Origin of the sequence: Blastochloris sulfoviridis, from assembly GCF_008630065.1 — a bacterium.
Lineage (GTDB): Bacteria > Pseudomonadota > Alphaproteobacteria > Rhizobiales > Xanthobacteraceae > Blastochloris > Blastochloris sulfoviridis.
The window spans coordinates 18,965-43,269 of the sequence record NZ_VWPL01000004.1; the positions used below are offsets into that span (position 1 = coordinate 18,965).

General features: G+C 70.3%; 26 protein-coding genes. 17 read left to right on the forward strand and 9 right to left on the reverse strand.

Annotation, left to right across the window (positions count from 1 at the left end; genetic code table 11):
• Positions 1-225: 225 nt before the first annotated feature.
• Entirely contained in the window at positions 226-1,113 is an 888-nt protein-coding gene (locus tag F1193_RS03110; RefSeq protein ID WP_150096212.1) for an N-formylglutamate amidohydrolase, read from the forward strand.
• Between the two features lie 969 nt (positions 1,114-2,082).
• Here F1193_RS03110 and F1193_RS03115 read toward each other — a convergent pair.
• Both F1193_RS03115 and F1193_RS03120 read right to left on the reverse strand, forming a co-directional pair.
• Positions 2,083-2,931: a hypothetical protein gene (locus tag F1193_RS03115; RefSeq protein ID WP_150096213.1), complete on the reverse strand. Its 849-nt coding sequence runs from the start codon at positions 2,929-2,931 to the stop codon at positions 2,083-2,085.
• Positions 2,928-3,143 (reverse strand): hypothetical protein, encoded by a 216-nt coding sequence (locus F1193_RS03120; RefSeq protein WP_150096214.1) that lies wholly within the window; start codon positions 3,141-3,143, stop codon positions 2,928-2,930. The genes F1193_RS03115 and F1193_RS03120 overlap by 4 nt, the downstream gene beginning before the upstream one ends.
• 175 nt (positions 3,144-3,318) lie before the next feature.
• Here F1193_RS03120 and F1193_RS03125 point away from each other — a divergent pair, with 175 nt between their 5' ends.
• Positions 3,319-4,389, forward strand: coding sequence for a DUF2336 domain-containing protein (locus F1193_RS03125; protein ID WP_150096215.1), 1,071 nt, complete (start codon positions 3,319-3,321; stop codon positions 4,387-4,389).
• 16 nt (positions 4,390-4,405) lie between these two features.
• Here the strand turns inward: F1193_RS03125 and F1193_RS03130 are convergent, their stop codons facing one another.
• Genes F1193_RS03130 through F1193_RS03140 form a run of 3 tightly spaced genes read right to left on the reverse strand, consistent with a single transcriptional unit; the run spans position 4,406 to position 7,411 of the window.
• Complete coding sequence (locus F1193_RS03130) at positions 4,406-4,756, reverse strand: DUF1491 family protein (RefSeq protein ID WP_150096216.1); 351 nt, start codon at positions 4,754-4,756, stop codon at positions 4,406-4,408.
• Complete coding sequence (locus F1193_RS17390; RefSeq protein WP_246164090.1) at positions 4,753-5,586, reverse strand: peptidoglycan-binding domain-containing protein; 834 nt, start codon at positions 5,584-5,586, stop codon at positions 4,753-4,755. The genes F1193_RS03130 and F1193_RS17390 overlap by 4 nt, the downstream gene beginning before the upstream one ends.
• Complete coding sequence (locus tag F1193_RS03140) at positions 5,579-7,411, reverse strand: PAS domain-containing sensor histidine kinase (RefSeq protein ID WP_150096218.1); 1,833 nt, start codon at positions 7,409-7,411, stop codon at positions 5,579-5,581. Before F1193_RS03140 ends, F1193_RS17390 begins: the two co-directional genes overlap by 8 nt.
• A 387-nt stretch (positions 7,412-7,798) precedes the next feature.
• On the opposite strand from F1193_RS03140, the gene F1193_RS03145 reads away from it, so the two are divergent.
• Complete coding sequence (locus F1193_RS03145) at positions 7,799-8,212, forward strand: DUF5330 domain-containing protein (RefSeq protein WP_150096219.1); 414 nt, start codon at positions 7,799-7,801, stop codon at positions 8,210-8,212.
• A gap of 118 nt (positions 8,213-8,330) precedes the next feature.
• Positions 8,331-8,750 (forward strand): SufE family protein, encoded by a 420-nt coding sequence (locus F1193_RS03150; RefSeq protein ID WP_150096355.1) that lies wholly within the window; start codon positions 8,331-8,333, stop codon positions 8,748-8,750.
• A gap of 245 nt (positions 8,751-8,995) precedes the next feature.
• On the opposite strand, the gene F1193_RS03155 is transcribed toward F1193_RS03150, so the two are convergent.
• From F1193_RS03155 to F1193_RS03165, 3 genes are all read right to left on the reverse strand, one after another.
• A complete protein-coding gene (locus F1193_RS03155; protein WP_150096220.1) occupies positions 8,996-9,772 on the reverse strand; it encodes an APH(3') family aminoglycoside O-phosphotransferase in 777 nt (258 codons plus the stop codon).
• Positions 9,773-9,950: 178 nt separating this feature from the next.
• Positions 9,951-10,586 carry a DUF6456 domain-containing protein gene (locus F1193_RS03160; protein ID WP_246164092.1) on the reverse strand — a complete coding sequence of 212 codons (636 nt, stop codon included), beginning with the start codon at positions 10,584-10,586 and terminating at the stop codon, positions 9,951-9,953.
• Complete coding sequence (locus F1193_RS03165) at positions 10,583-10,996, reverse strand: hypothetical protein (protein ID WP_170263301.1); 414 nt, start codon at positions 10,994-10,996, stop codon at positions 10,583-10,585. Before F1193_RS03165 ends, F1193_RS03160 begins: the two co-directional genes overlap by 4 nt.
• Before the next feature lie 431 nt (positions 10,997-11,427).
• Between F1193_RS03165 and F1193_RS03170 the strand changes: the two genes are divergently transcribed.
• A complete protein-coding gene (locus F1193_RS03170) occupies positions 11,428-12,792 on the forward strand; it encodes an esterase-like activity of phytase family protein (protein ID WP_150096222.1) in 1,365 nt (454 codons plus the stop codon).
• Positions 12,793-13,159: 367 nt separating this feature from the next.
• Here the strand turns inward: F1193_RS03170 and F1193_RS03175 are convergent, their stop codons facing one another.
• Positions 13,160-13,771: a hypothetical protein gene (locus F1193_RS03175; RefSeq protein WP_150096223.1), complete on the reverse strand. Its 612-nt coding sequence runs from the start codon at positions 13,769-13,771 to the stop codon at positions 13,160-13,162.
• 637 nt (positions 13,772-14,408) lie between these two features.
• Here F1193_RS03175 and F1193_RS03180 point away from each other — a divergent pair.
• The 12 genes from F1193_RS03180 to F1193_RS03235 all read left to right on the forward strand — a co-directional run bounded on the left by F1193_RS03180 (position 14,409) and on the right by F1193_RS03235 (position 24,033).
• A complete protein-coding gene (locus F1193_RS03180; protein WP_126401232.1) occupies positions 14,409-14,666 on the forward strand; it encodes a DUF4212 domain-containing protein in 258 nt (85 codons plus the stop codon).
• 16 nt (positions 14,667-14,682) lie between these two features.
• Positions 14,683-16,662 carry a sodium:solute symporter family protein gene (locus tag F1193_RS03185; protein ID WP_150096224.1) on the forward strand — a complete coding sequence of 660 codons (1,980 nt, stop codon included), beginning with the start codon at positions 14,683-14,685 and terminating at the stop codon, positions 16,660-16,662.
• A 398-nt stretch (positions 16,663-17,060) separates the two neighbouring features.
• Positions 17,061-17,375 (forward strand): YggT family protein, encoded by a 315-nt coding sequence (locus F1193_RS03190; RefSeq protein ID WP_150096225.1) that lies wholly within the window; start codon positions 17,061-17,063, stop codon positions 17,373-17,375.
• A 10-nt stretch (positions 17,376-17,385) separates the two neighbouring features.
• Positions 17,386-17,709 (forward strand): hypothetical protein, encoded by a 324-nt coding sequence (locus tag F1193_RS03195; RefSeq protein WP_150096226.1) that lies wholly within the window; start codon positions 17,386-17,388, stop codon positions 17,707-17,709.
• Positions 17,710-18,013: 304 nt separating this feature from the next.
• Positions 18,014-18,385 (forward strand): hypothetical protein, encoded by a 372-nt coding sequence (locus F1193_RS03200; RefSeq protein ID WP_150096227.1) that lies wholly within the window; start codon positions 18,014-18,016, stop codon positions 18,383-18,385.
• A gap of 249 nt (positions 18,386-18,634) precedes the next feature.
• On the forward strand, positions 18,635-19,021 hold the full coding sequence (locus tag F1193_RS03205) for a hypothetical protein (RefSeq protein ID WP_150096228.1): 387 nt from the start codon (positions 18,635-18,637) through the stop codon (positions 19,019-19,021).
• Positions 19,008-19,253 (forward strand): hypothetical protein, encoded by a 246-nt coding sequence (locus F1193_RS03210; protein WP_150096229.1) that lies wholly within the window; start codon positions 19,008-19,010, stop codon positions 19,251-19,253. The genes F1193_RS03205 and F1193_RS03210 overlap by 14 nt, the downstream gene beginning before the upstream one ends.
• Positions 19,253-19,642 (forward strand): magnetosome protein MamC family protein, encoded by a 390-nt coding sequence (locus F1193_RS03215; RefSeq protein ID WP_150096230.1) that lies wholly within the window; start codon positions 19,253-19,255, stop codon positions 19,640-19,642. The genes F1193_RS03210 and F1193_RS03215 overlap by 1 nt, the downstream gene beginning before the upstream one ends.
• 14 nt (positions 19,643-19,656) lie before the next feature.
• A complete protein-coding gene (locus F1193_RS03220) occupies positions 19,657-20,289 on the forward strand; it encodes a hypothetical protein (protein WP_150096231.1) in 633 nt (210 codons plus the stop codon).
• 30 nt (positions 20,290-20,319) lie between these two features.
• A complete protein-coding gene (locus F1193_RS03225) occupies positions 20,320-22,401 on the forward strand; it encodes a heavy metal translocating P-type ATPase (protein WP_150096232.1) in 2,082 nt (693 codons plus the stop codon).
• Positions 22,398-22,769, forward strand: a complete 372-nt coding sequence (locus F1193_RS03230; protein WP_150096233.1) for a hypothetical protein — start codon at positions 22,398-22,400, stop codon at positions 22,767-22,769. Before F1193_RS03225 ends, F1193_RS03230 begins: the two co-directional genes overlap by 4 nt.
• An 82-nt stretch (positions 22,770-22,851) precedes the next feature.
• Complete coding sequence (locus F1193_RS03235) at positions 22,852-24,033, forward strand: adenosylcobinamide amidohydrolase (protein WP_170263304.1); 1,182 nt, start codon at positions 22,852-22,854, stop codon at positions 24,031-24,033.
• The last annotated feature ends 272 nt before the right edge of the window (positions 24,034-24,305 follow it).

A 24,305-nucleotide genomic window follows, 5' to 3' on the forward strand; every position in this document is an offset into this window, starting at 1 on the left:
TTGTGCGGCGATTGCGGCATGGCGGACCTGCCGAGAACGGACCTGCCGAGAACGGACCTGCCGAGAACGGACCTGCCGAGAACAGAGCTGCCGAGAACAGAGCTGCCGAGAACAGAGCTGCCGAAAGGGGAGCTGCCCGAAGCGGACCCTCGCCAGCGCGCGGAAAGCCCTTGAGCGGGGGGGACAGCCGGTCAACAATGATCGTTCCCCCAGGGGTCGAGCACCTTGACCGCGATCATCGCCGACATCGACCCGCCTTTCGACCTGATCGAGCCGGCCGCGCCCGCAGCGCCGCTGCTGTTCAGCTCGCCCCATAGCGGGCGGGTCTACCCGCCCGACTTTCTCGCCAGCGTCCGGCTGTCGCTCGCCACGCTGCGCCGCTCCGAGGACAGTTTCGTCGACGACCTGTTCGCGGGGGCGCGGGCGCTGTCCGTGCCGTTCCTGCGGGCGCACTTCCCGCGCTCGTTCGTCGACCTCAACCGCGAGCCCTACGAACTCGACCCGGCGATGTTCGAGGGCCGGCTGCCGCCCTATGCCAATACGCGCTCGCTGCGGGTGGTCGGCGGGCTCGGCACCATCGCCCGGGTGGTCGGCGATGCCGTCGAGATCTACGACCGCCGCCTGCCGGTCGAGGCGGCGCTCGCGCGCATCGACGCCTTCTACATGCCCTATCACCACACGCTGCGCCGGCTGCTCAGCCGCCTGCACCGCCGGTTCGGCACCGCCGTGCTGATCGACTGCCACTCGATGCCCTCCAGCGTCGTCAGCCGCGAGGAGCGGCCGAAGGCCGACGTGGTGATCGGCGACCGCTACGGCACAAGCTGCTCGCCGCTGGTCGTCGACCTGGTGGAGGGGACGCTGCGCGAGCTCGGCTATACGGTCCACCGCAACAAGCCCTATGCCGGCGGCTTCATCACCGAGCATTACGGCACCCCGGCCGCGGGCCTGCATGCCATCCAGATCGAGATCAACCGGGCGCTCTATCTCGACGAGGCCGAGTTCCGTCCCTCCGAACGCTTCGCGCGCATGCGCGCCGATATCGACGTGCTGGTGGAACGGCTTGCCGGGATGTCCTTCCGCGACCTCCTGGCCTTTCCGGCCGCGGCGGAGTGACCTCGGGCTGATCGACCTTGGGCGGCGTCATGCCCTCTCCGGCCGATCGGGTCTTCGCGCCGCATCCCGATCGCCGAAGAATCCCTTTCGGGCCAAGGATTTCCTGGCGAGACCGTTTCCGATCTCCCGAAGGGACCAGCCGGAAACCGTGTGGCGCGCGGCGGGCTCGCGCACCGGGCCGATCCGTGCCGCTCGCACTGCACCCGCGCGTCCGGCCATAAATCGCTGAATGCGTGCGACATCAGGCTTGCGGTTTTCGCATACGGCGCTATCAGTTTCGTACGAGAGCGGTTCCGCCGGTGCAGGCCGAAGGGGGGGGATCCTGTCTGGGATCGTCCCGTTGGCGACGAATGGCGGCCGGACACCCGCTCCAACGAGAGCGTACGCACAAAACAGGCGCGCAAGGCGCAGCAGCGTCCGCCAAAAGAAAGAGGCCGCCCCGTGAACGGAGCGGCCCAAGTCTAGGGAGGAAACGCCCAAGGAGGGCAGCGGTATTGCGACGCGACCGCAATACCGCGCTGCAACAATATGGCTGTGCGCCGCAAAAAAGGCAATCCCCCTGACGCATTTTTCTATAAGTGTCTGTAATGTAATGCTTTTTATCGCTTTCTGAAGCGCCGGCGGGGCTTGCGGCCGCGCCGGAAGCGGTAATTAAGGACCGTCCAGGGATGAGTCGCCGGCCGTTCCGGGCGGCTCCAGCCGGGTGAAAGCCGCTCCAGCCGGACGAAGGCCGCTTGGCGTTGCCTTGGGAAGTGGCGTTGCCTTGGGAAGCGGCGGTGCCTTGGGAAGCGGCGTTGCACTGGGAAGCAGCTTGGCGGTGTCTCGGGCGGCGTGTCTTGGTCCCTCGCGGCGCCCTCTTGGCGGCCTCGCGGCGTCCATCTCCGGCGCCCCCGTTCTGCAAGAGCCTCTCGACAACGGGATTTTCGGCGATCAGGCGACGGCTCGAAGGCGGGGCGGCCGGACGCCCTGTCAATCCTTCCGCACCCTGGCCTTGTCCGAGCCGGGGAAATAGCCCTTGTTCTCGGGTGGCGGAATCGCCGGCAGCGGCTGGGCGGCGAGCGCGAGAACCGGATCGGCGGCCCGCTCCTGGAGCGACTTCAGCGCGCGCTCGGCCTCCATCGCCACCGGCGCGGGCTGGGCGACCAGCAGGTTCTCCATGGCGTCGCGGTAGATCGCGATGCGCTGGGCCAGCGCCGAGCGCACCGCGTCGATCAGCATCTTGTTCTCCTCGACGCGGGCCATCACCTGCTCGCGCTGCATGTCGCTCACCGCCTGGACGAAGCGGAAGCTCTCGGTGCGGACGCGGTCCATCTCGGCGACGTGGGCGGCGACCCGCACGAAGGCGCCGATGCGGTCGCGGTCGGAGCGGATGTCGTCGATCAGCCGCTGCCAGCGGGCGGTGGTCGAGCGGTACTGGTAGGCGAGCAGCGCCTGGGTGTAGAGGCCGGGCGCCGGCTCCAGCGGGCCGTTATTGGGCAGGATGCGCGGGGCGCGCAGCTCGGCGACCGGCAGGCTCAGGAACTTGAAGCCCTCGGGCGGCGCCAGATAGGCGTAGGCGCGGTCGCGCAGCTGGCGCTCGTCGTCGGTCATGGCGACCAGCGACACCGGCTCGCCGCGCACGGAGGCGAAGGCGCCGCCCGCCACCGGCAGCACGTCGTCGCGGATGACATTGGGACGCGGCCGGGCGAAGTCGCCTTCGAGCTGGGCGCAGCTGCCGGCCAGCGCGGCGATCAGGCCGGCGGCGGCGGCCCGGCGGCAGCGAAACCGGGTCTTTGGCGCGCGGGTCTTTGGCACGTGGGTCATGGGCGTGCGGATCATGGGCGCGTCTGCCCTCGGCCGCCCGCCTGGGTGGATGGCCGGCAATCCGTTTGCGACGCGCAGGCGCCCGCCTCACCGATGCGCTCGACGCGCACCGCCGGCAGGATCACCACCTCGGCGCCGGTGGCGCCGTCGGACGTGTCGCAGGCGCGTGCGCACTTCGGTGCCGGCGGCGACAGCCGCTCCACCGGAAACCTGAGCACCGTGCCCATTCTCCTCTCCCCCATGGCCGTGTCGGCGTCCGCCGTCGCGACCGGCCGGCTTCGATCGGCGGCGATTAAGGGGCCGGTAAGGTTAACAGCCTGTTAAATGCTCGGCCGATAGGGTCGCCTCGCCAACGCCTCACCCCCGAGTCGCGCCGCCAACACGATCAGCAAGACCCGCTGCATGACGACCAGAACGCCCAATATCCGCGGTCTCATCACCCTCGCCCGGCAGGAGGGCGTCGACATCCGTCCGACGCTGGTGCGGGTCATCACCGACCTCTATGTCGGCGAGCCGGTGCACAGCGCCGCCGAGGTGGAGCGCTACACCGAGCTGGCGCGCCACATGCTCGAAGCGGTCGACGAGGGCTCGCGAATCGCCGTGGCCATGAAGCTCGCGCGCTATCCGCAGGCGCCGCGCGAGATCCTGATGATGCTCGCCGTCGACACCATCGCGGTGGCCGAGCAGGTGCTGGCGCGGGCGCATTTCGCGGAAGCCGATCTTCTTCAGCTCGCCGGCATGCTCGACGACCAGCGCCGCCGGATCATCGCCAAGCGGGCGGACCTGCCGGCCTCAGTGGCCGAGCACCTCGTCGCACTGGAGTATGGCCGCCCGCAGGGCGCCGCGCGCGACCCGCTCCGCCCCGCACCGAGGCTCGACGCGGCCCCCGACCTGCAGCCCGATCTCATCGGGCCCGATTCGGCCCAGTCCGCGGAGACCGCGGCGCCGCTGCCCTGGCTGCCGAGCCCGCCTGCCGCGGCACCCGCGCCGGCTTCGGCCGGGCGGCTCGCGCCGCTGCCGCTGCCCAACCCCGCCGACTACGCCTTCGCCGCGGCCGAGCTGGAACAGGCCGCCTTGCAGAACCGCACCGCCGACTTCATCGACCAGCTTGCGCGCGTGTTCGACCTCGACCGCGCCAAGGCCGAGGAGATCGTCGCCGACCCCACCGGCCAGCCGGTGGCCATCGCCTGCCGGGCGCTCGGCATGTCGAGCGACGCCTTCTCGCGGATCATGCTGTTTCTCGATCCCACCATCGGCCGCTCGGTGGCGCTGGTGTTCCAGCTCGCCGAATATTACGGCCGCCTGTCGGTGGCCGAGGCGCGCGAGGTGACGGCGCTGTGGCGCGAATCGCGCCGGCCGGGCGGGCGCCACGTGCCGGCGACATCGCCGGACGGCACCGGGCGCCACAGTTTCGAGTCGCGCCGCAGTTCGACCTCCCTGCCCGCCGAGACCCGCACCACGCTGCGGCGGTAAGCCGGCTCGGGGTGGCTCAGCGCGGCACCAGCGGCTCCAGGAAGTGGCGGCCGGCGCGGTCCTCCACCGTCACGATCCACAGGTCGGAATCGAAGCGCATCTCGCGCGCCAGGATCGCGTCCGCCTCGGCGGCGGTGATGGTCTCGCCCGCATGCAGCGGCGTGAAGGCGCGGTCGGGCGCGGCCTCGCTGAACGCGCTCTGCGGCGCCGGGCCAAAGAGCGCCACGCGGCCGTCGAGCCGGTCGACCTCGACGAACACGGTGCCCGCCTCCTCCGCGCCGCGCCGGCGCACCACGGCATAGGCGCCCTCGACCTGACAGCGCCGCAGATAGGCCGAAACCCAGATCGCGCTCTTGAGGCGGCTCATTCGATCGGCATGCCGCTCACCGACGCCAGCTCGCGCACCAGCCGGTCGCTGATCTCGCCGGTGACCGGCAGGTTGCGGTCGCGCTCGAAGCGCTGGACAGCGGCGCGGGTCTCGCCGCCAGGGCGCCCGTCCGGCCGCACCGGCCCGTAGCCGAGGCGGGCCAGCGCCCGCTGGACGGCGACGGTGCGGGTGTCGACCACCGGCAGCGGCGGCCGGGGCGGCGGCGGCTTGGTGTCGGCGCGCTTCAGCGCCGCCAGCAGCGCCTCGGTCGGCTCGCCGGATTCGCGCCAGCCCAGCGCCAGCTCGATGTCGCGGATCGCCGCCTCGGTCTTGGGGCCGAGCACGCCGTCGGGCGTGCCGTCATAGAGGCCGTGGCGCTGCAGCTCGCGCTGCAGGTCGGCGATGATCTGCTGGCGCGGGCGGGCGGCGGGCGTCGCCGCCTGCGGCGCCACCGCCGCGGTGGCATTCAGCGCCGCCGGCCGGGCCACCGGCAGCGGCGCCAGGGCGCCGGTCGCCTCGCCCACGGCCGCCTTGTGCACCAGCGCCTTGGGGTCGAGCAGCTTCGACTCCAGACCCTTCGATTCGGCGCCTGCCGCGCCCTTCGACGCCTCCGCCTTGGGCACGGCGGCGACGATCGGCGCCGGATGCGGCCCGCTCTGCATCATCAGGGCGTTGACGGCGACCGCGCCGGAGGCGACGGCGATCACCATGAGCCCCACGGCATCGGCCGGGCGCAGCCCGAGCGCCTCGCTCACCCGGCGCAGCACGCCGCGCTGCGTGCGCTCCTCGTCCGGAGCGCCCCAGCCTTCCTCGACCATTTCGCTACGCACGCTTGCGAATCTCCCTGGTCTCGTCGCCGGCCACGGCATCATCCTGGTGCGCGCGGCGCGGCAGCGCGGTGACCACGGCCGCCGCCCGGGCCGGGTGGCCCGCCGACTCGCCGTCGCGCGGCAGCCGGACGGTGACCAGCGTACCCTCGCCCAGCCGGCTGGCGATTTCGAGGCGGCCGCCATGAAGTTCGACGAGACCCTTGACCACCGACAGGCCGAGCCCGCTGCCCTCGAAGGGCCGGTCATAGGCCGAGCCGCACTGGAAGAACGGCGCGCCGAGGCGCGGCAGGTCGGCGGCGTCGATGCCGATGCCGGTGTCGGCGACCGCCAGGCACACGTCGCCGCCCTCGATGGCCGCGCGCACCGTCACCGTGCCGCCGGGCTTGGTGAACTTCACCGCATTGGAGATGAGATTGATCAGGATCTGCTTGAGCGCGCGGCGGTCGGCGACGATCTCGGGCAGGCGGTCATCGACGTCGGCCACCAGCGACAGCCCGGCGGCCTGCGCCTTCAGCGCCATCATCTCGCAGCAGCCATCGACCACCGGCTTGAGCGCGAACGGCTCGGCCAGCACGTCGAAATTGCCCGATTCGATGCGCGAAACGTCGAGGATGCCGTTGACCACGCCGAGCAGGTGGTGCCCCGATTCGTGGATCAGCCGGGCATAGTCGCCGCGCTTTTGCGCGTCGAGCGGCATGCGGCGCTCATTGATCAGGATCTCGGCGAAGCCGATGATGGCGTTGAGCGGCGTGCGCAGCTCGTGGGTCATGGTGGCGAGGAAGCGCGTCTTGGCGCGGTTGGCACGCTCGGCCTCGCAGCGGGCGAGATCGAGCGTCTTCTCCTGCCGCTTGCGCTCGGAGATGTCGCGGGTCACCGCCACCACCTGCCGGCGGGTGCCGTGCGGCACGCCGTCCTCGAGCGGCCGGCAGCGCATCTCCACCCACACATGGCCGGCCTCGGCGCCGTCCCGGGCGCTGCCGCGCCGCAGGCGGAACTCGACCGCGCCCGGCTCGCCCTCGGCGGTGGCGCGGCTCAGCGCGGAGAGATAGGCCGGCCGGTCGGCGACGTGGACGCGGGCGAACAGGCCGTCGGCGGCAAGCTCGGACGGCGCGACGCCGAGCAGCGATTCGGCGGCCGGCGACACGAAGGTGACGGCGCCGTTCGGCGCGTGGCGGGTGACGAGGTCGGTCATGTGCTCGGCGAGCAGGCGGTAGCGGGCATCCTGGAGGAGCTGCAGCCGCTCCACCGAGGCCAGCAGCGCGCCGGAGCCGAGCGCCAGCATGGTGCCGTAGACGACCGCCGCCAGCACCACGGCCAGCATGATCGCGCCCGGCGGCAGCGCAGCCGCAGCGGGCGGCACGAGACCAAAGGCGTCGGCCGCGAACATGCCGAGCAGCGCGGCAAGCGCGATCGCGCCGGCACCGATCATCACCCGCCGCCGCCCCGACAGCGACGCCTGCAGCGGGATCACCACCAGCCACGCCATCGCCGGCGAGGCGGGGCCGCCGGTGACGGCAGCGAGCGTGAGGGCGAGGCCGGCATGGGCCACGGCCGAGGCGAGGTGGGCGGTGGCGAACCGGCCGCTCGCCGACAGGAACCAGGCCAGCGCCAGCGGGCTCGCCAGCCACGCCAGCGCCACCACCGCCGCCGCATCGGGCGCGCCGCGCACCGCGAGATAGACCGGAAGCAGCGCCAGCGCCGCGACGCCGGCGGCCAGATGGGTGCCGATGAACGCGCGATGGCGCGCGGTCACCAAGGCATCGGCGCGGACACTCGGGTGCACGAGCCCGTCAATGTAGGTCCGGATCGGCTCGAACACCGGCACGCACGCAACTCCCCGCGCAGAAGCGCTTTCACGCGTTGCATCGTGCCATCCGCCCCTTAAATGAAGCCTAAGCGGACGGCCCGGAAAGACTCTGGAAGCCCTAACGATGCGTTGAGGCTGGCGCTTTCGCGTTCATGGTGAATAACGGGTGAAGACTCGGCCCCGCGGCGCCGCCCGCGGCCGGGTGGCCTCGCGGCATTTGCTGGGCAGCGGCCGGCGCAGGCGGCGCAAATGCGATTCAAGTTCGCAGAAAACGCTCCGTTGATTTGAACGAATTGCGCGGCGCGAAGAAGAGCAAATGGAAACCAATCCCTGCTAGATTTGCCTCTGGACCGGCGTGCGGCCCGGCGGCGAGGCGCGACGCGGACGGACAATCGGGGTTCCTGAATGGGGTTCCTGCTCAGAGCGGCATTGTTGCTGGTGGTGGTGCTGGCGCTGATCCCGACCGGCAGCGGCACGGACTCGCGCACCGGGGCGATCGGGGCGGGCGATGCGATGTCGGCCGCCCAGGCCGCCATCGAGGACGCGCGGGGATTCTGCACCCGCCAGCCGGACGCCTGCGCGTTCGCCGGACGCTTCGCCTCGGCATTGACCGACAAGGCGGAGGCGGCCGCCAAGATGCTCTATGAGTTCCTGCGCGACCAGAGCAACAGCCACGCCAACCCGGCCACCACCGGCAGCGCGAGCGAAGCCGCCGACGCCCAAGCCGCCGACACCCAAGCCGCCACCCACACGCTGGCCCCGAGCGAGCGCGGCGTGCCCTGGCGCGCCCCGGATGCGCCGCCGCGCCGGCACGAATGATCGCCCACGCGGCGCAAGTGATTGCGCACGCGGCACAAGCGCACCCTCGCGCCGGCACTGGCGCCGACACAACGGCAGATCGGTTCCCGCGGCATCCGCGACGCTCTATATGTCGATCATGACCCTTGATGAGATCACTGAAAATTTCGCGCTGCTCGACGATTGGGAGGACCGCTACCGGTATCTCATCGAGCTCGGACGGCTGATGCCGCCCTTCCCCGCCGAGGCCCGCACCGACGCCAACAAGGTGCAGGGCTGCGCCAGCCAGGTGTGGCTGTCGACGCACATCGAGCCGGGGCCGGAGCCGATCCTCACCTTCACCGGCGACAGCGACGCCCATATCGTCAAGGGGCTGATCGCCGTGCTGGTGGCGCTCTATTCCGGCCGGCCGGCGCGGGCGATCCTCGACACCGACGCCATCGAGCTGTTCGACCGCTTCGGCCTGCGCGAGCACCTGACGCCGCAGCGCTCCAACGGCCTGCGCTCGATGGTCGAGCGCGTCCGCGCCGACGCCCGCGCCGCGCTGGCAACCGCCTGAACGGCGGATCGCCGCCGGCTTCGTCTCAGGATGAGTTTCGATGGCCCCGGGCGTCCGCGCCCGGGGCGTTCGCGATTCATACGGTTTCCGGATGATCCCTCCGGGATCCACCTACGGCTCTCCGGCCTGATCGGCCGGAAGCCGTATCAGAGCATTTTCAGCAAAGGTGGGAACCGGTTTTGCGGCAGAAAATGCGACGACTCTGAAGCCTGCAGCGTCCGCCCTGATGCAGTCAGGCGGACGATCTAGAACAGCTCGTCGAGCTGCTCGAAGAAGGTGCGCCTTGCGCCATCGTCGGCTTGGCCGATCGCCGCTAAAAACTCGCCCGCCGCGTCGTCGGAAATGTCGTCGCGGAGATTGCGCAGGACCAGGGTGATGTCCGCCCAGCGGTCGGCGCGGCCGCCGCGGCCAAGGTCGATGAAATAAAGATTGTCGCGGTCATCGACGAAGACGTTGTTGTCGCAAAGGTCGCCGTGGCTGAACACCACGTCCTCCCGCGGCCGGCTGGCCTCAAGGTGCGCCAGCAGGTCCCGCGGCCCGGCGAAGCCCGGCCATTGATCGAGGTCGCAATCGTCGGCGGTGAGGCCGTGGTCCAGGAGATAGGCCAGCTCGCGGAGGCGAACCTCGACCCGCGAATCGAACGGGCAATCGTCCACCTGCACCGCCTGCAGGCGGTGCAGGGCGTCCCGGAACAGCTCGACCACCGGCCGTCCTGCGCTGATCCGCGCGGCCAGCGATTCGCCCGGCACGGCGCGGGTGATCATGAATTCGCCATCGCCATTGGACGCGGCGAGCACGACCTCCGGCACCGCCAACCGGCCGCTCAGCCAGTCGAGCACGCGTGCTTCGCGCCGCACGCTGTAGGTGGTCGGCGCGTAGATGGCCGCAGACACCTTGAGAAAGAAGCGGTCGTTGCCGCGGGTGAAATGGTGGACATGGCTGGGCGATTCGCCGATCTCGTCGGCGATCAGGGCGGCGTCTCCGATGAATTGCGCGACGGCTTTCGGTAGATCGAACGACATTTCATTTCCGTGAAAACCGCGCCCCCCAGGAGAGCCCGGCTACCGGGACCATAGCAGCCGCCCGTGAGCCTTTGAGCGTGTGGCCGGTTTCCGGCCCTGCCTGATCGCCGGGTCTCTGTCTCATTGATAAGGTTTCCGGCCAATCGGGCCGGAGAGCCGTAGGTGGATCCCGACGGGATCATCCGGAAACCGTATCATTGGCCTCCGCGCTCCAGCTCCGCATGCGGCCGCGTGCCGGGCCGCGGGCCTCGCTGCTGAGGCCGTAGTGGCGGGCGAGGCGGTCGAGCGCCAGCCCCAGTACCACCTTGGCGGTGCGGGCGGGCCAGCCGCGCTCGCGCTCCACCGTCTCCAGCCCCTTGAGGAAGCAGCACACGTCGAGCAGCAGCCCGGCGACCTCGGGGCCGGCGGCCTCCAGCGCCCGCTCCAGCCGCGCCTTGGCCGCCACCACCGCCTCGGCGAACAGCGCCGGGTCGCGGCTCTCGCCGCGGCGGCTCGCGCCCACCGAGGCGTCCCAGCTGGCGGTGACGCGCGGCGTCATCCGGGCGCGGGTGAAGTCCGCCCGCAACCGTTCGCCGGCCAGGAACTGGTGCGGGGCGATCAACGCCCGGCCGGCCTTGTCCTTGCGGCGGGCGAGCCAGGCCAGCGGGCTTTCCTCGGCATCGCGCAGCACCTCGGCGGTGAGGCCGTCGACCTCCACCCGGTCCGCCACCAGCGCGCGGTGCTGCGCCAGGGATGGGGCCTTCGCCGCGGGCCGCGCTTCGGCGGCGGCCTTGCGAACACGATTGCGGGTGGCGGCGTTGCGGGGCGCGCTCATCGCCGCACCTCCAGGCCGAGCGAGGCCGCCAGCGCCAAGGCCCGGCGCTCCAGCGCGTCGAAGCCGCGATCGGTGGCGGCGTCCTCGCGCAGATCCTCGATGTGGGCGCAGGCGCGCTCGACGGTGCGTCGGTCGCGATGGAACAGCGCCGCCGTGGCGGCGCGGTCGAAGCCGAACACCACATGCACCAGATAGATCGCGCACTGGCGGGCGAGCACGATGTCGCGTTCGCCGCGCGGGCGCTCCAGGGCGGCGGGCGAGATGCGGTGCAGCGAGGCGGCAAGCCAGGTGGCGATGAGATAGGCCGCCTGGCGATCGCGGACGGCGGACGTTGCGGAGGCCTCGGTGCGGCGCGCGGCGAAGGCGGTGCCCGCGCGCGGCGGATCGGCAGGGGTCGGGGCGACGGACACGGCGGGCTCCTCTTCTAGGACTATAGACCCAGACTATGCCCGACCGCAGGCGCAGGCACAACCTTTCGTGGCGCCGCCCGCCGACGCCGCGCATAAGCGCTTGACACAACGCCACCTTCAGGCTGGAGCGCCGATTTCCTGACAGGAAACTATGCCCAAAAATTTGCCGCACCCCGTGCGGCGCGGCGCGCCGTCATCGAAATGTCGCCGAACCGTCAGCGGCACGACATCCCGCGGGGCCAAATCCCGCGGAGCCAAGTCTCGCGGGGCCAAATCCCGCGGAGCCAAGTCTCGCGCCTCCGATCGCCAGAGCGTTATCCGATCTGACTGCATCAGATCGGACGCTCTAAGTTTTTGGTTTGTCGCATTTTCTTTCGCAAAACCGGTATCTGCTTCTGCGGAAAATGCTCCAGGATAGGAAAGGACTCGTCATGCGTCTGACGGCCTGCATCGTGGCGGCCTGCGCGCTTGCCACGCCCGCCGCTGCCCAGCAGCAGTTCCCGGCCACCCTCGCCGGCCACGCCCTCATTCCGGCAGCGGCCAGCTTCGCGCCGCCGTCCGACGCGCCGGCCGATCTCGCGGTCTCCGGCAAGTTCGTCTCGCCCGACCGCCGCCGCGTCGACGCGGTCGGCGCGATCGAGGGCACCTCGTTCCTGTCCGCCACCGCCGCGCCGCGCAAGACCGGCTTCACCGTGCCGATCAAGGGCCAGCCGGTGCAGGGCTTCTCCGGCATCAAGAGCCTGGGCGACGGCACCTTCCTGGTGCTGACCGACAACGGCTTCGGCGCCAAGCGCGACTCGGCCGACGCCCTGCTGGTCGCCCATCGCGTGCGCCCGGACTGGAAGAGCGGCAAGGTGGAGATCGCCGAGACGATCTTCCTGCGCGATCCCGACCGCAAGGTGCCGTTCCAGATCACGCTCGAAGGCACGCCCACGCGCTATCTCACCGGCGCCGATTTCGACATCGAATCGATCCAGCCGATCGGCGACGCGCTGTGGTTCGGCGACGAGTTCGGCCCCTACCTGATCCGCACCGACAAGACCGGCAAGGTGGAAGCGGTGTTCGACACGATGGTGGACGGCAAGGTCGCCCGCTCGCCCGACCATTTCCAGGTGCTCACCCCGGCGGTGCCGGGCGGCAAGGTCGAGTTCGGCGTGCGCCGCTCGCGCGGCTATGAGGGCATGGCCGCCTCAATAGACGGCAAGTTCCTCTATCCGCTGCTCGAAGGCCCGCTGTGGGACTCCGCTGCCGGCGCCTGGGAGAGCGTCGAGGGCAAGAGCGTGCTGCGCATCCTCGAATTCTCGACCGCCGAGAACAAGTGGACCGGCCGCTTCTGGTACTACCCGCTGGAGCTTGCCGGCAACAATATCGGCGACTTCAACATGATCGATCCCGCCATGGGCCTGATCATCGAGCGCGACAATGGCGAGGGCGCCGAGGCCGAAGCCTGCCCGGAGAGCGCGCCGCGGCCGGACTGCTTCAACGTGCCGGCGCGCTTCAAGCGCGTCTACAAGATCGAGCTGTCGGACGCCACCGTCGGCAAGCCGGTGCGCAAGGTCGGCTACATCGACCTGATGGCGATCCAGGATCCCAAGGGGCTCGCCCGCCAGGGCGGCCACGCGGGCACGCTCAGCTTTCCGTTCGTGACGATCGAGGATGTCGATCGCGTCGATGCCACCCACATCGTCGTCGCCAACGACAACAACTTCCCCTACTCGGCCGGGCGCAAGCCGCAGGTGCAGGACGACAACGAATTCGTGCTGCTGGACGTCGGCGCGTTCCTTGCCGCCAAGTGACGTCGCCAAGTGACGTCGCCAAGCGACGCCGCCAAGTGACGTCGCCAAGTGATGCCGCCAAGCGATACGGGTTCCGGCTGACCGGGTCAGCCGGACCCGCTCTCACCCCCGCGCACTTCATACCAACGGCCCCAAACGCTGACGCGTGGGGCCGTTGACTCTCGCGGATTTTCTCATCCGAAATCAAAGATTTCGCGAAAATCCGCGACCGGAACCAACGGTCCGCGTTCGCGGCCGTTGGGATCATACTGTTTCCGGTTGATCCCTTCGGGATACCGGAAACGATCTGGCCGTAAAACCCTTGATCGGATGAGGATTTTTCGGCGAACGGCATACGGCTCGAAGGCTTGATCAGCCGGAAACCGTATCAAGCCCCGTCCGGCGCCAGCTCGGCCGCCAGCGCCGCGCGGTCGAAGTCCCTCGCGAACTCGACGTGCAGCGTCAAGAGGCTGGTGCGCAGATGATTGCGTACGATCAGCGAATCCTGCTGCTTGATGTCCGGGTGCATCGGCATCAGGTCGAAGATGCGCTGCCCCACCGGCACCGCGATGTCCTTGACCGGCTTGGGCGGATGCAGGCCCACCGCGACGAGCTTGTCGTGCAGCTCGCCGCGCATCGCGGCCCAGGCGTCCGCGCCGATGGCCGCAAACACCGGGTGGCGGTCGAACGCCGCCAGCGCGCACGCCGCCACCGCCTCCGGCAGCGCCACGGGTACGGGCGCAAACGGGCGCAGCGCCCCCTCCACCATCTCGCCGACCAACTGCAGCCCGATCGGGAACGAGCGCCAGCGCGCCACATCCAGCGCCTCGATGAACATCGGCTCCTGGTAGATCATCTGCCAAGCGGTGCCGGCGCGGGCACGCGAATATTCGTGGATGCCCTTCTGGATGAGGTGGGCGGCGCGGCTGTCGAGCCACGCCACCAGCGCCGCCCGGTCGGCGGCGGGCGGAGTCTTGCGGAACAGATCGAACAGCGCCATCGGATCTCCCGTCATACGGTTTCCGGTTGATCCCTGCGGGATGCCGGAAACACACTCGCCGAAAATCCTCGCCCCGAAAGAGGATTTTCGGCGATTTGAATACGGTTTTCCGGCTCGATCGCCCGGAAACCTTATCGCGCCGCGAGCGGCGGCCACGCCGGCCGCATAATGCCAGCCCAGCATTGCCACACCAAGAGGGCGGTCCGGGCTCATATGTCCGCGGCCCGCCCGTCGCGGCTGGGCCGCACGCGGCAATCGGACACGGCGGCGGGGGCAGCACAGCAGGCCACGCCGGTTGCGATGCGAATTCCGCGCGCGGGCGCGGGGCCCGCCCTCCGCGCCGCAGGCAGTATTGACGGGCATTTGCGCCTGCCCCGGCCTGCGCGCGGGCATGCTGCAGCGCAATAAATGCCAGCGATTTCAGCGGGTTCGGATGAAGTCTCAGCAAATAGTAGCATAGGGAGGGGGTCATAAGCCTGATAGGCTGCCAACAAGTCCCCTTTGCAACAAACTCAAGCGGGACGCTTCGGGAAGCGCCACGGTCGGCTGGAAACGCTCGGGTTCCGGCGGTCTTCCCGTTTGACTTTTTGTTGGCCGCACCGTTGCGGCTCGCAGTCATCGAGGAGGAGCCACGCCAATGTCCAACCCCAAAGAGGCCACCCACTGGCCGCGCACGGTCCGCCTGATGTGGATCATGCTGGCGCTGTGGGCGTTCTTTTCGTTCTTCATCCACTTCTTCGTCACGGCCCTGAACAAGATCGTGATCTTCGGCTTTCCGCTCGGCTTCTACATGGCCGCGCAGGGCTCGCTGATCGCCTTCGTGGTCATGCTGTTCTGGTTCGCCTACGCCCAGGACAAGATCGACCGCGACTGCGGCGTCGCCGAAGACGAGTGAGGGAGAGAACCGCACCATGGCGACCCAGACCCAAGGCACTTCGGACTTCACGGCCAATCTCGGCAAGATCTACGCCTTCTACACCGGCGGCTTCCTCGGCTTCGTGGTGGTGCTGGCGATCCTCGAACAGGTGGGCGTTCCCAACAACGTCATCGGCTACCTGTTCGTGGCGCTGACCATCGGCGTCTATGCCTTCATCGGCATCATGTCGCGCACCATGCAGGTGTCGGAATATTACGTCGCCGGGCGGCGGGTGCCGGCCTTCTACAACGGCATGGCGACCGGCGCCGACTGGATGAGCGCGGCCTCCTTCATCGGCATGGCCGGCACGCTCTATCTGCTCGGCTATGACGGCCTCGGCTTCGTGCTGGGCTGGACCGGCGGCTACGTGCTGGTGGCGATCCTGGTCGGACCGTACTTGCGCAAGTTCGGCTGCTACACCGTGCCGGACTTCTTCGCCTTCCGCTACAGCGGCAATTTCGCCCGCTTCCTCGCCATCATCGTGCTGCTGTCGTGCTCGTTCACCTACGTGGTGGCGCAGATCGTCGGCACCGGCCTGATCGGCGCGCGCCTGCTCAACATGGACTTCACCGTCGCGGTCTATGTCGGTCTCGCCGGCATCCTGGTGTGCTCGATGCTCGGCGGCATGCGCGCGGTGACCTGGACCCAGGTCGCCCAGTACATCGTGCTGATCATCGCCTACATGATCCCGGTGGTGATCCTGTCGGCGCAGAAGTTCGGCCTGCCGCTGCCGCAGTTCACCTATGGCGAAGTGCTGCAGGCGATCACCGCCCGCGAGCAGGAGATGGTGCAGCAGGGGCTCGCCGCGGCCGGCCAGATCAAGTCGCACATCCAGCCCTTCACCACCTACGATCCGCTCAACTTCTTCGGCCTGATCCTGTGCCTGATGATCGGCACCGCCTCGCTGCCGCACGTGCTGATGCGCTACTTCACCACGCCGTCGGTGCGCGAGGCGCGGCTGTCGGTGGCGTGGTCGCTGCTGTTCATCTTCATGCTGTACTTCACGGCGCCGGCCTATGCCGCCTTCGCCAAGCTGGAGGTCTATCAGGAGGTCATCGGCCGGTCGATCACCGAGCTGCCGCAGTGGATCTACTCCTACGGCAAGGTCGGCCTGATCAATGTCTGCGGCGTGCAGGCCGCCGATCCGGCCGCGGTGCTGGCGGCGTGCCAGAAGATCGCGGGCCACGCCGGCATCCTGCGGTTCGGCGACTTCGCCATCCAGGCCGACGCCATCGTCATCTCGACGCCGGAAATCGCCGGCCTGCCCTACGTCGTCTCCGGCCTGGTCGCGGCCGGCGGTCTCGCCGCGGCGCTGTCGACCGCCGACGGCCTGCTGCTCGCCATCGCCAACGCGCTGAGCCACGACGTCTACTACAAGATGATCGACAAGAACGCACCGACCGCCCGCCGGCTGCTCATCGCCCGCACGCTGCTGATCATCGTCGCGCTGCTCGCCGCCTACACCGCCTCGTTCCGCCCGGCCGACATCGTGGCCATGGTGGCCTGGGCGTTCTCGCTCGCCGCCGCCGGCATCTTCCCGGCGCTGGTGATGGGCATCTGGTGGAAGCGGACCTCCACGGCCGGCGCGCTCCTCGGCATGATCGTCGGCTTCGGCCTGTGCCTCTATTATCTCGTCGGCACGCGCTACTTCGCCGGCTCGTTCTACGAGATGTGGAGCTTCCTGTCGTCGGCCACCCCGGCGCAGGCGGCGAAGTATGCCGAGCTCAAGGCGGCCTGGCTCGCGGCGCCCGACAACGCCGCGGCGTGGAAGGCCTACGACACCCTGGCTCAATCCATCGCCAACTGGTGGGGTGTGAAGAACATCTCGGCCGCGCTGTTCAGCCTGCCGCTCGGCTTCCTGATCATCTGGGCGGTGTCGCTGATGACGCCCGGTCCGACGGCCGAGATGCGCTCGTTCATCGACGAGATCCGCAAGCCGCGCGGCAAGGCGCTCTTCCAGGAGAAGACGACCTGAGTCGAAGACGACCTGAGCCGAGGACGACTTGAACCAAAGACGACCTGAGCCGCGGCTCCGGCGACCGAATAAAAAGCACCCGATTAACACCCGAGTGCAAAGATGTTGCAGAAGACTGGCGGGGTTCCTCGGAACCCCGCTCTTTTTTTGAGGGCGCGGTGCCGGATGCTCCGGGCGTGGCGTCATGCCAACGGCGGCGATCGCCGACCGCTGGTTCCGGTCGCGGCTTTTCTTGAAATCCTTGATTTCCGAAAAGAAGATCCGCGAGTGTCGGCGGCCCCACGCATCAGCGTTCGGGGCCGTTGGCGTCATACGAATCTCCGGCTTGATCCGGAGGGGTCCATCGAAAAAACTCGCAGGGCCGCGCCAGTCCGGGACGGCGCCGCAGGGAGGCGACTTTGGCAACCGGGACGATCTTCGCCCACTGGTACTTTCATCTGCCGAACTTCCTCCTGGCGGCGCTGTTCTACACGCTGCTCGGACGGGTTCTGCTCGGCCTCGTGGTGGATGCCGACTCGAGAAACTACATCTGGCGCTTCTTCTGCCGCGTCACCGGCCCGGTGGTGACGCTGGTGGGGATGGTGACGCCGCGCGCGGCCCCGCCGATCCTGGTGTGGCTGTTCGCGCTGGTGTGGCTGTTTCTCGCCCGCGTCGCGCTCTATTTCGCGCTCGCCACCTCCGGCCTGCTGCCGGCCCCGACACCGGCCGCCTGAGGAGGGCTCGATGCCGCGCAACGCCTATTTCGTCGCCATCGCCTTCTTCGGCACCATCAACGGCCTGTTCAACACCGGCGTCCTGTCCTTCGTGTTCTTCCACGTGCTGCTGCTGTCGCCGGCCATCCTGTTCGGCTCGGGCCCGCTCACCTTCATGTTCGCCTCGCTGATCACCGCCACCGCCACCATCATCGCCGCCGGCATCCCGGCCGCGATCTACGAGCGGGTGCGGGGGCAGGCCGACTCCGACGAGGTGTCGCTCTTGATCTGGATGGCCGGCACGGCGCTGCTGACGCTGCCGGCGATGGGACGGTTCCTGACCATCGGGCTGTGAGGCGAAAGAGCGCCTTCGGGGATCGCGTCGTCCCGGGCAAGCAGCGAAGCTGCGCAACCCGGGACCCTTCTCCGTTTCTCGTCGTCCCGGACGGCGCGCAGCGCCGAGCCGGGACCGTCCGCAGGAAGGGTGCCTTTTCGGATGACGATCCCGGGTCTCACGGCTTCGCCGCTCGCCCGGGACGACGCGGCACGTGCAAGGACAGGCCGCAGATCACGATTGCGCGCGCCGCTGGATCGCGCCTTGCGTGCGCCGCGCAATCGATTCACGCTCACGCAACGGTTCGGCCCGAGCGAGGTTCCCCATGGACGAACTGCGCAAGCTTGCCTTCTTCACCGTGGCCAAGGGAGCCGCATTCGGCCTGCTGGCGATCTTCTGCGTGATGGTCGGGTTCAGCTACCTGCCGCGTCTGGCGCTGCAGGCCGGCGGCGCGATGTCGCTGGCGATGAGCATGATCCTGCTCGCCAAGGCCTGGAACATTTCCAGCGCCAATTACCGCAAGACCGAGATGTGGCTGCTGCTGCCCCAGGAGCGCCGTCCGCCCGAACCCCACGCCCGCTGGGCGGTGACAACCGTGCTGCGCGACGCCTACACCGTGTTCGCCATGCGCGCGGCGGGGCTGGCCTCGTGCCTGCTGGCCGGGGCGCTGGTGCTGCGGCTCGGCGGGTTCGACTGATCCGGCTTCCGGGATCCCGACGGGATCGTCCGGAAACCGGATGGGAACTCTTGAGCTTGTGCGTTTGATCTGAATCAATGTGACGGAACGCGGACGGTCCCATCCTTCGCGTCGCGTGCAGGCAGCTATGCGCTTCGGCGCTCCGCCACCCGGTCCACGCAACCATCCGACAATCCGATCCGGTCCTCCGGTTCCGCCGCCCTTTGTGCCGGCGGGCGTCCGGCGTCGGCTTCGGCGAAGGGACCGGGCATGGGTTGCGCGCAAGGCTCCGAGGGGGCCGCTCTTGACGGCTTTGCCGCGCTTGCCGCGTCGCTGAAGCCGCTGCGCCGGCATCTCGATATCGCCCACCATGTGCGCGGGCGCATCCGCCTGCGGCTTTCGCCCTCGGGGCTCGACCTGCTCGCGCCCGGCCTCGCCCGGCGGCTGGCCGACCACGCCGCCGCCACCCCGGCCATCCGCGGCGTGCGGGTCAATCCGGCGGCGCTGTCGGTGGTGATCGACTACGCCCCCGGCCTGATCGCCCCCGATCTGTGGGGCCGGCTGATCGCCGCCGGCGACGCCGAGTTCGACCAACTGGCCGGGATCGAGCGGCCCGCGGCCGGCACAGCTTCGGGAGCCCGCCATGTCGCAGGATGATCTGTTCGAAGGCCTCGCCCGCGGCGTCCGTCGCGCCGGCCACATCGTCGACGAGCTGATGGACGACCACGCCCCCCGGCGCTTCCGGGGCGGGGCGGCCGGCCTGCTCGACCGCCGGACGCTGGCGAGCCGCAAGTTCTGGACCGGCGCGGCGCTCGGCGCCGCCGCCGTGCTCACCCTCGCCGCCATCGCCGGCCGGCGCGGCGCGCCCGGCAAACAAGGAGAGCCCTGATGTCCCGCTTCAAGCATCTTCCCGGCGAGGTGATCGACGCCGCGCTGCGCTTCGGGGCGGTCGGCGCCGCGGTCAGCGGCGGCATCGTCGCCGGCCAGCAGGTATCCGCCGTGCGCCGGGGCGAGGCGTCCTCGCAGCAGGCGGTCGCCCGCACGCTCGACGCCGCCGCAACCGGCGGCCTCGCCTCGGCGGTGGGCGGCGCGGCCGCCGCCGCCATCGGCGGCCATGGCGTCGCCCGTCTTGCCGTCTTCCTGGCCGGCGCCGCCGTCGCCACCTGGGCGATGAGCCCGAAGGCGACGCCGGGCACGCCGAAACCTGCCGATGCCGGTGCCGATGCCGGCGCGCTCGCCGCACCGGCCGAGGATGCGCCGGCCGCCCCCGCCCTTTGACCGGACGTTGACCCATGAGTGACAAGACCGATGACAAGACCCCGCAGCAGCCGGCGTGGGGCGGCGCACCCTATGGTCCCGGCCCTTACGGGCCCGGACCCTACGGACCCGGCGCCTACGGACCTCATGCTTATGGGCCCGGCCCCTTCGGGCCCAGTGCTTATGGGCCCTATGGACCGGCCGGCTTCGCCCCGGGCGAGCCCTCCGGCCCGCACGACGACGCGGCCGAAGCCCGCCGTGCCGGCTATTGGCCAGGCTGCCCGCCGGGTTGGGGGCCAGGATCGGGACCAGGATGGGGACCGGGCTGGGGATACCATCACGGCCACGCCCCGTGGGCGCCGGGCGGTCCGGCGCCGGGCTGGTGGGGTCCGGCCTGGGGGGCGCCGCCGCCCCGTGCGGCCGACAAGGACGACGAGTCCTCGCTCTTCACCTCCGGCCTCGGCGTCCACAACGACGCGCTGATCAAGGGCCTGCTGATCGGCGCCGGCCTGACCTTCCTGCTCACCAATGACAGCGTGCAGAAGAACCTGATCGGCGCGGCGGTGAAGGTGTGGTCGACGCTGCAGGGCGGCGTCGAGGAGATGAAGGAGCGCTTCCGCGACGCCGAGGCCGAGCTCGCCGCCGGCGAGGACGACCCCGCCAAATGAGCGCCGGGCCGTGCGCCCGGCCATGAGCCGATGACCGTCATAGCTCACGAAACCAGGAGCCGGACCGGCGGCCGGCTGCGCCTGCGGCTCGACCGCAGCTCAGCCGAGCTCTGGGCCCGCAGCGCCGCACGCATCGGCGTGGTGCGCGGCGTCAGCGAGGTGCGGCTGAATGCGGCCTGCGCCTCGCTGGTCGTCGCCTTCGACGGCACGCCCGACACGCGGCGCGCCGTCCTCAAGGCGCTCGACGAGCCGATCGCCGCCGACGCCGTGCCGCCGGCGGACGGCGACGGCCCCGACCTCGCGCAGGTGGTGATGTCCGGCGCCGTGCTGGCCCTGACCGCCGTGCTGCCGGCGCCGCTCCGGAGCGCGCTCACCGTGCTCAATGTCGCGGGCGTGGTGCTGCGCGGCATCAAGGCGGCGGCGCGGGACGGGCTGACGGTCGAGGTGCTGGACGCCGCCGCCATCACGCTGCCGACGCTGCGCCGCGAATACCTCACCGCCAACTTCACCCGCTTCCTGCTCGATCTCGGCGGCTATATCGAGGCCTCCACCGCCCGCCGCTCCGACCATCTGCTGCGCGACCTGCTGCAGGCGCGGCCCAACACCGTGACCATCGAGACCCCCTCCGGCGAGGTGATCGAACTCGCTTACGACGAGGTGGTGGAGGGCGCCCGCGTGGTGGTGGGCACCGGCGGACGGGTGCCGGTCGACGGCGTGGTCGCGGCGGGCGCGGCCTGGGTCAACGCCTCGGCGGTGACCGGCGAGAGCCTGCCGGTGCCGCGCGAGGCCGGCGATTCCGTGCTGTCGGGCTCGGTGGTCGAGGAGGGCCGCCTCGTCATCGCCGCCGAGCGGGTGGGCGAGGCCACCACCACCGCCCGCATCTCGCGCTACATCCAGCAAGGGCTGGCCGATCCCTCCGGCATCCAGTCGGAGAGCCAGAAGATGGCCAACCGCCGGGTGCTGATCACGCTGGCCTCGGGCGCCGGGGTGTTCGCGCTCACCCGCGACTGGCGGCGGCTCGAATCGGTGTTCCTGGTCGACTATTCCTGCGCGGTGAAGTTCGGCACGCCGATCGCCATCAAGGCGGCGATGTTCCGCGCCGCCAAGGAAGGCTGCCTGATCAAGAGCGGCCGGTCGCTGGAGGCGGTGGCCGGCGTCGACACCGTAGTGTTCGACAAGACCGGCACGCTGACCCACAACACGCTGGAGGTGACCGACATCCACCGCCCGGCCGGGGCCACGCTCGACGAGGTGGAGCTCCTGGCGCTGGTGGCCTCGCTCGCCGAGCACACCTCCCATCCGGTCGCCGGCGCGGTGGTCGATCTCGCCAAGCGGCGCCACCTCGCCCACATCGGCCACGAGGAGGTGAGCTTCCTGGTCGGCCACGGCATCGGCTCCACCGTGTGCGGCCGCTCCATCCGCATCGGCTCGCGCCACTATCTCGAAGAGCACGAGGGCATCGGCTTCGAGGGCGTCGAGGCGCTGATCGACCGCCTCGCGCACGAGGGCAAGTCGCTGCTGTTCGTCTCCGCCGACGGCGCGCTGATCGGGGTGATCGGCTTGCGCGACCGGCTGCGCGCCGAGACGCCCGCGGTGCTGCGGCGGCTGCGGGCGCTGGGCGTGACAACCGTGGCGATGATCACCGGCGACCACGAGGCCAAGGCGCGCCAGATCGGCGACGCACTCGGGCTCGACCTCGTGTTCCACGACCAGAAGCCGGAGGACAAGGCCAAGGTGGTCGAGGCGCTGAAGGCACAGGGGCGCACCGTCGCCTTCGTCGGCGACGGCGTCAATGACGGGCCGGCGCTGATGGCCGCCCATGTCGGCATCGCCATGCCGCGCGCCGCCGACATTGCCCGCGCCACCGCCGATATCGTGCTCTTGGAGGATTCGCTCGACGCCATCCCGATGCTGCGCGGCCTCGCTACCGAGACCATGGCGTTGATCCGCTCCAACTTCGCCGCCTCGGTGGCGATCAATTCGGCGATCATGGCGGGGGCGGCGCTGGGGCGGCTGTCGCCGGTCGCCACCGCCACGCTGCACAACGGCACCACCATCGCCATCCTGCTCCGGGCGCTGGCCTCGACCGGCGCCGGGCGGGCACGGCGATGACCTATCTCGTCCACCGCCTGCCCGGACGCTGCCGCTTCAAGGTGCCGGCGCTGCGCACCGACCCCGCCGTCGCCGCGCAGTTCCGCGCCGCCGTCGCCGCCGTGCCGACGGCGCAGGTGGAAATCCGGCTGCGCGCGCAGAGCATCATCGTCACTTACGACCCCAAGGCGGTGTCCGGCGCGGCGGTGCTCGCCGCCATCGCCGATGCCGGGCTGATCGCCGCCGAGCCGGGCGTGGCGGTGGCGCCGCCGGCCGGGATCGTCACCGCGCTGGGCTCGGCGATCGGCCATGCGGTGGTCGGCGCGGTGGTCAAGAGCGGGGTGGAGACATCGGTCGGCGGCGTCATCCGCCGCCTGCGCGGGCGCTGACCGGCCGGCCGGCGCGGGCGCCGAGGCCCTTGTCCTTGTCCTGGCCCTTGTCCTGGCCGGCGCGGCGGCCGAATGTGACGCCATGCTGATCGCCAGATTCTTCGGGGCGGCGGAGCTGCACCGCGACGACAAGCTCGCCAGCGTGCGCTTCCTCAAGCCGTTTTGCGTGCTCTCCACCTGCCACGCCAATGGCGGCTTCGCCGACCATCTCGACATGGTGTTCAACCACCAGAGCTGCGAGCCGGTGGGCCACATCATCCCGGCGCTGCACGAGGCCTACCGCCAGCCGCAGCGCTACGTCGCCGGGCTCGTCGCCGGCCACGGCCTGGAGGGGGCGGCCGCCGGCCTCGCCACCGCCGCCAACATCAACACGCTGGCGGTGGCCGAGGAGACCTATCGCGATCTGGCGGTGGTGGCGCTCGCCACCGCCGGCGTCGAGGGCGGGGCGGCGCGGGCCGGCGATCCGGCCTCCTATTACGAATATGACGGGCGCTTCGAATTGCGCGGCGACATCGGGCCCGCCACCCCCGGCACCATCAATCTCATCGTGCTCGTCAACACGCCGATGACCGCGGGCGCGCTGGTGCGGGCGGTGATGACCGCGACCGAGGCCAAGGCCGCGGTGCTGCAGGAGCTGTCGGTGCCCTCGCGCCAGTCGCCGTCGATCGCCACCGGCACCGGCACCGACCAGATCGCGGTGGCCGCACCCGCCGAGGGCACGAAGCCGCTGACCGGCGCCGGCCATCATTGCGCGCTGGGCGAACTGATCGGCAAAGCGGCGATGGCGGCGATCCGCGAGGCGGTGGCGCGGCAGAACCTGCTGGTACCGGCGCGCCAATGCGCGGTGAGCCGGCTCATCGAGCGCTACGGCTTCGATGTCGAGCGGCTCGCCGAGGCGGTGGCCGCGCATCTGCCGGCCGATGTCGCGGCCATGCTGCGCGACAATCGCGACGTGATCGACCGCGACCCGCGCACCGTGGCGCTGGCGGCAGCATTGATCCATGTCCACGACCAGGTGCGCTGGGGCGTGCTGCCCGCCGCCTGCTGGCGCGAGAGCGCGGCCGAGCTCGGCGCGGCGCTGGCCGTGGCGGTGGCGGGCGTGCCGGCGCGGCGCGAGGCCTATCGCGCGGCGCTGGCCGAACGGCTGGCCGGCGCGGCCGGCGACGGCCCGGCCGAGGTGGTGGTGCAGGCGCTGGCGCTGGGCCTGCCCGACAAATGGACGCGCACCGCCGACATGCTGGCGGCGGTGGTGGCGCGCGAGTGAGGACGGGGCGGATCGCCCGCAAGAGCGTGATCCGATCTGACTGCATCAGATCGGACGCTCTACGTTTCTGGTTTGTCGCATTTTCTTTCGCACAACCGGTATCCACTTGCGCGGAAAATGCTCTAGCCGGCCCAGAACCTGGAATCGACGGACACGGTCGCCGTGCGGCCGGGCGCAGGCCCGGGCCGCTTTCGCCGGCATCGGCCGGGCCGCTCCAACACCGCCGCAGCGACAGGCTGCGGCGGTGTCCGGGATTTGCCCTTCGCCGGCAC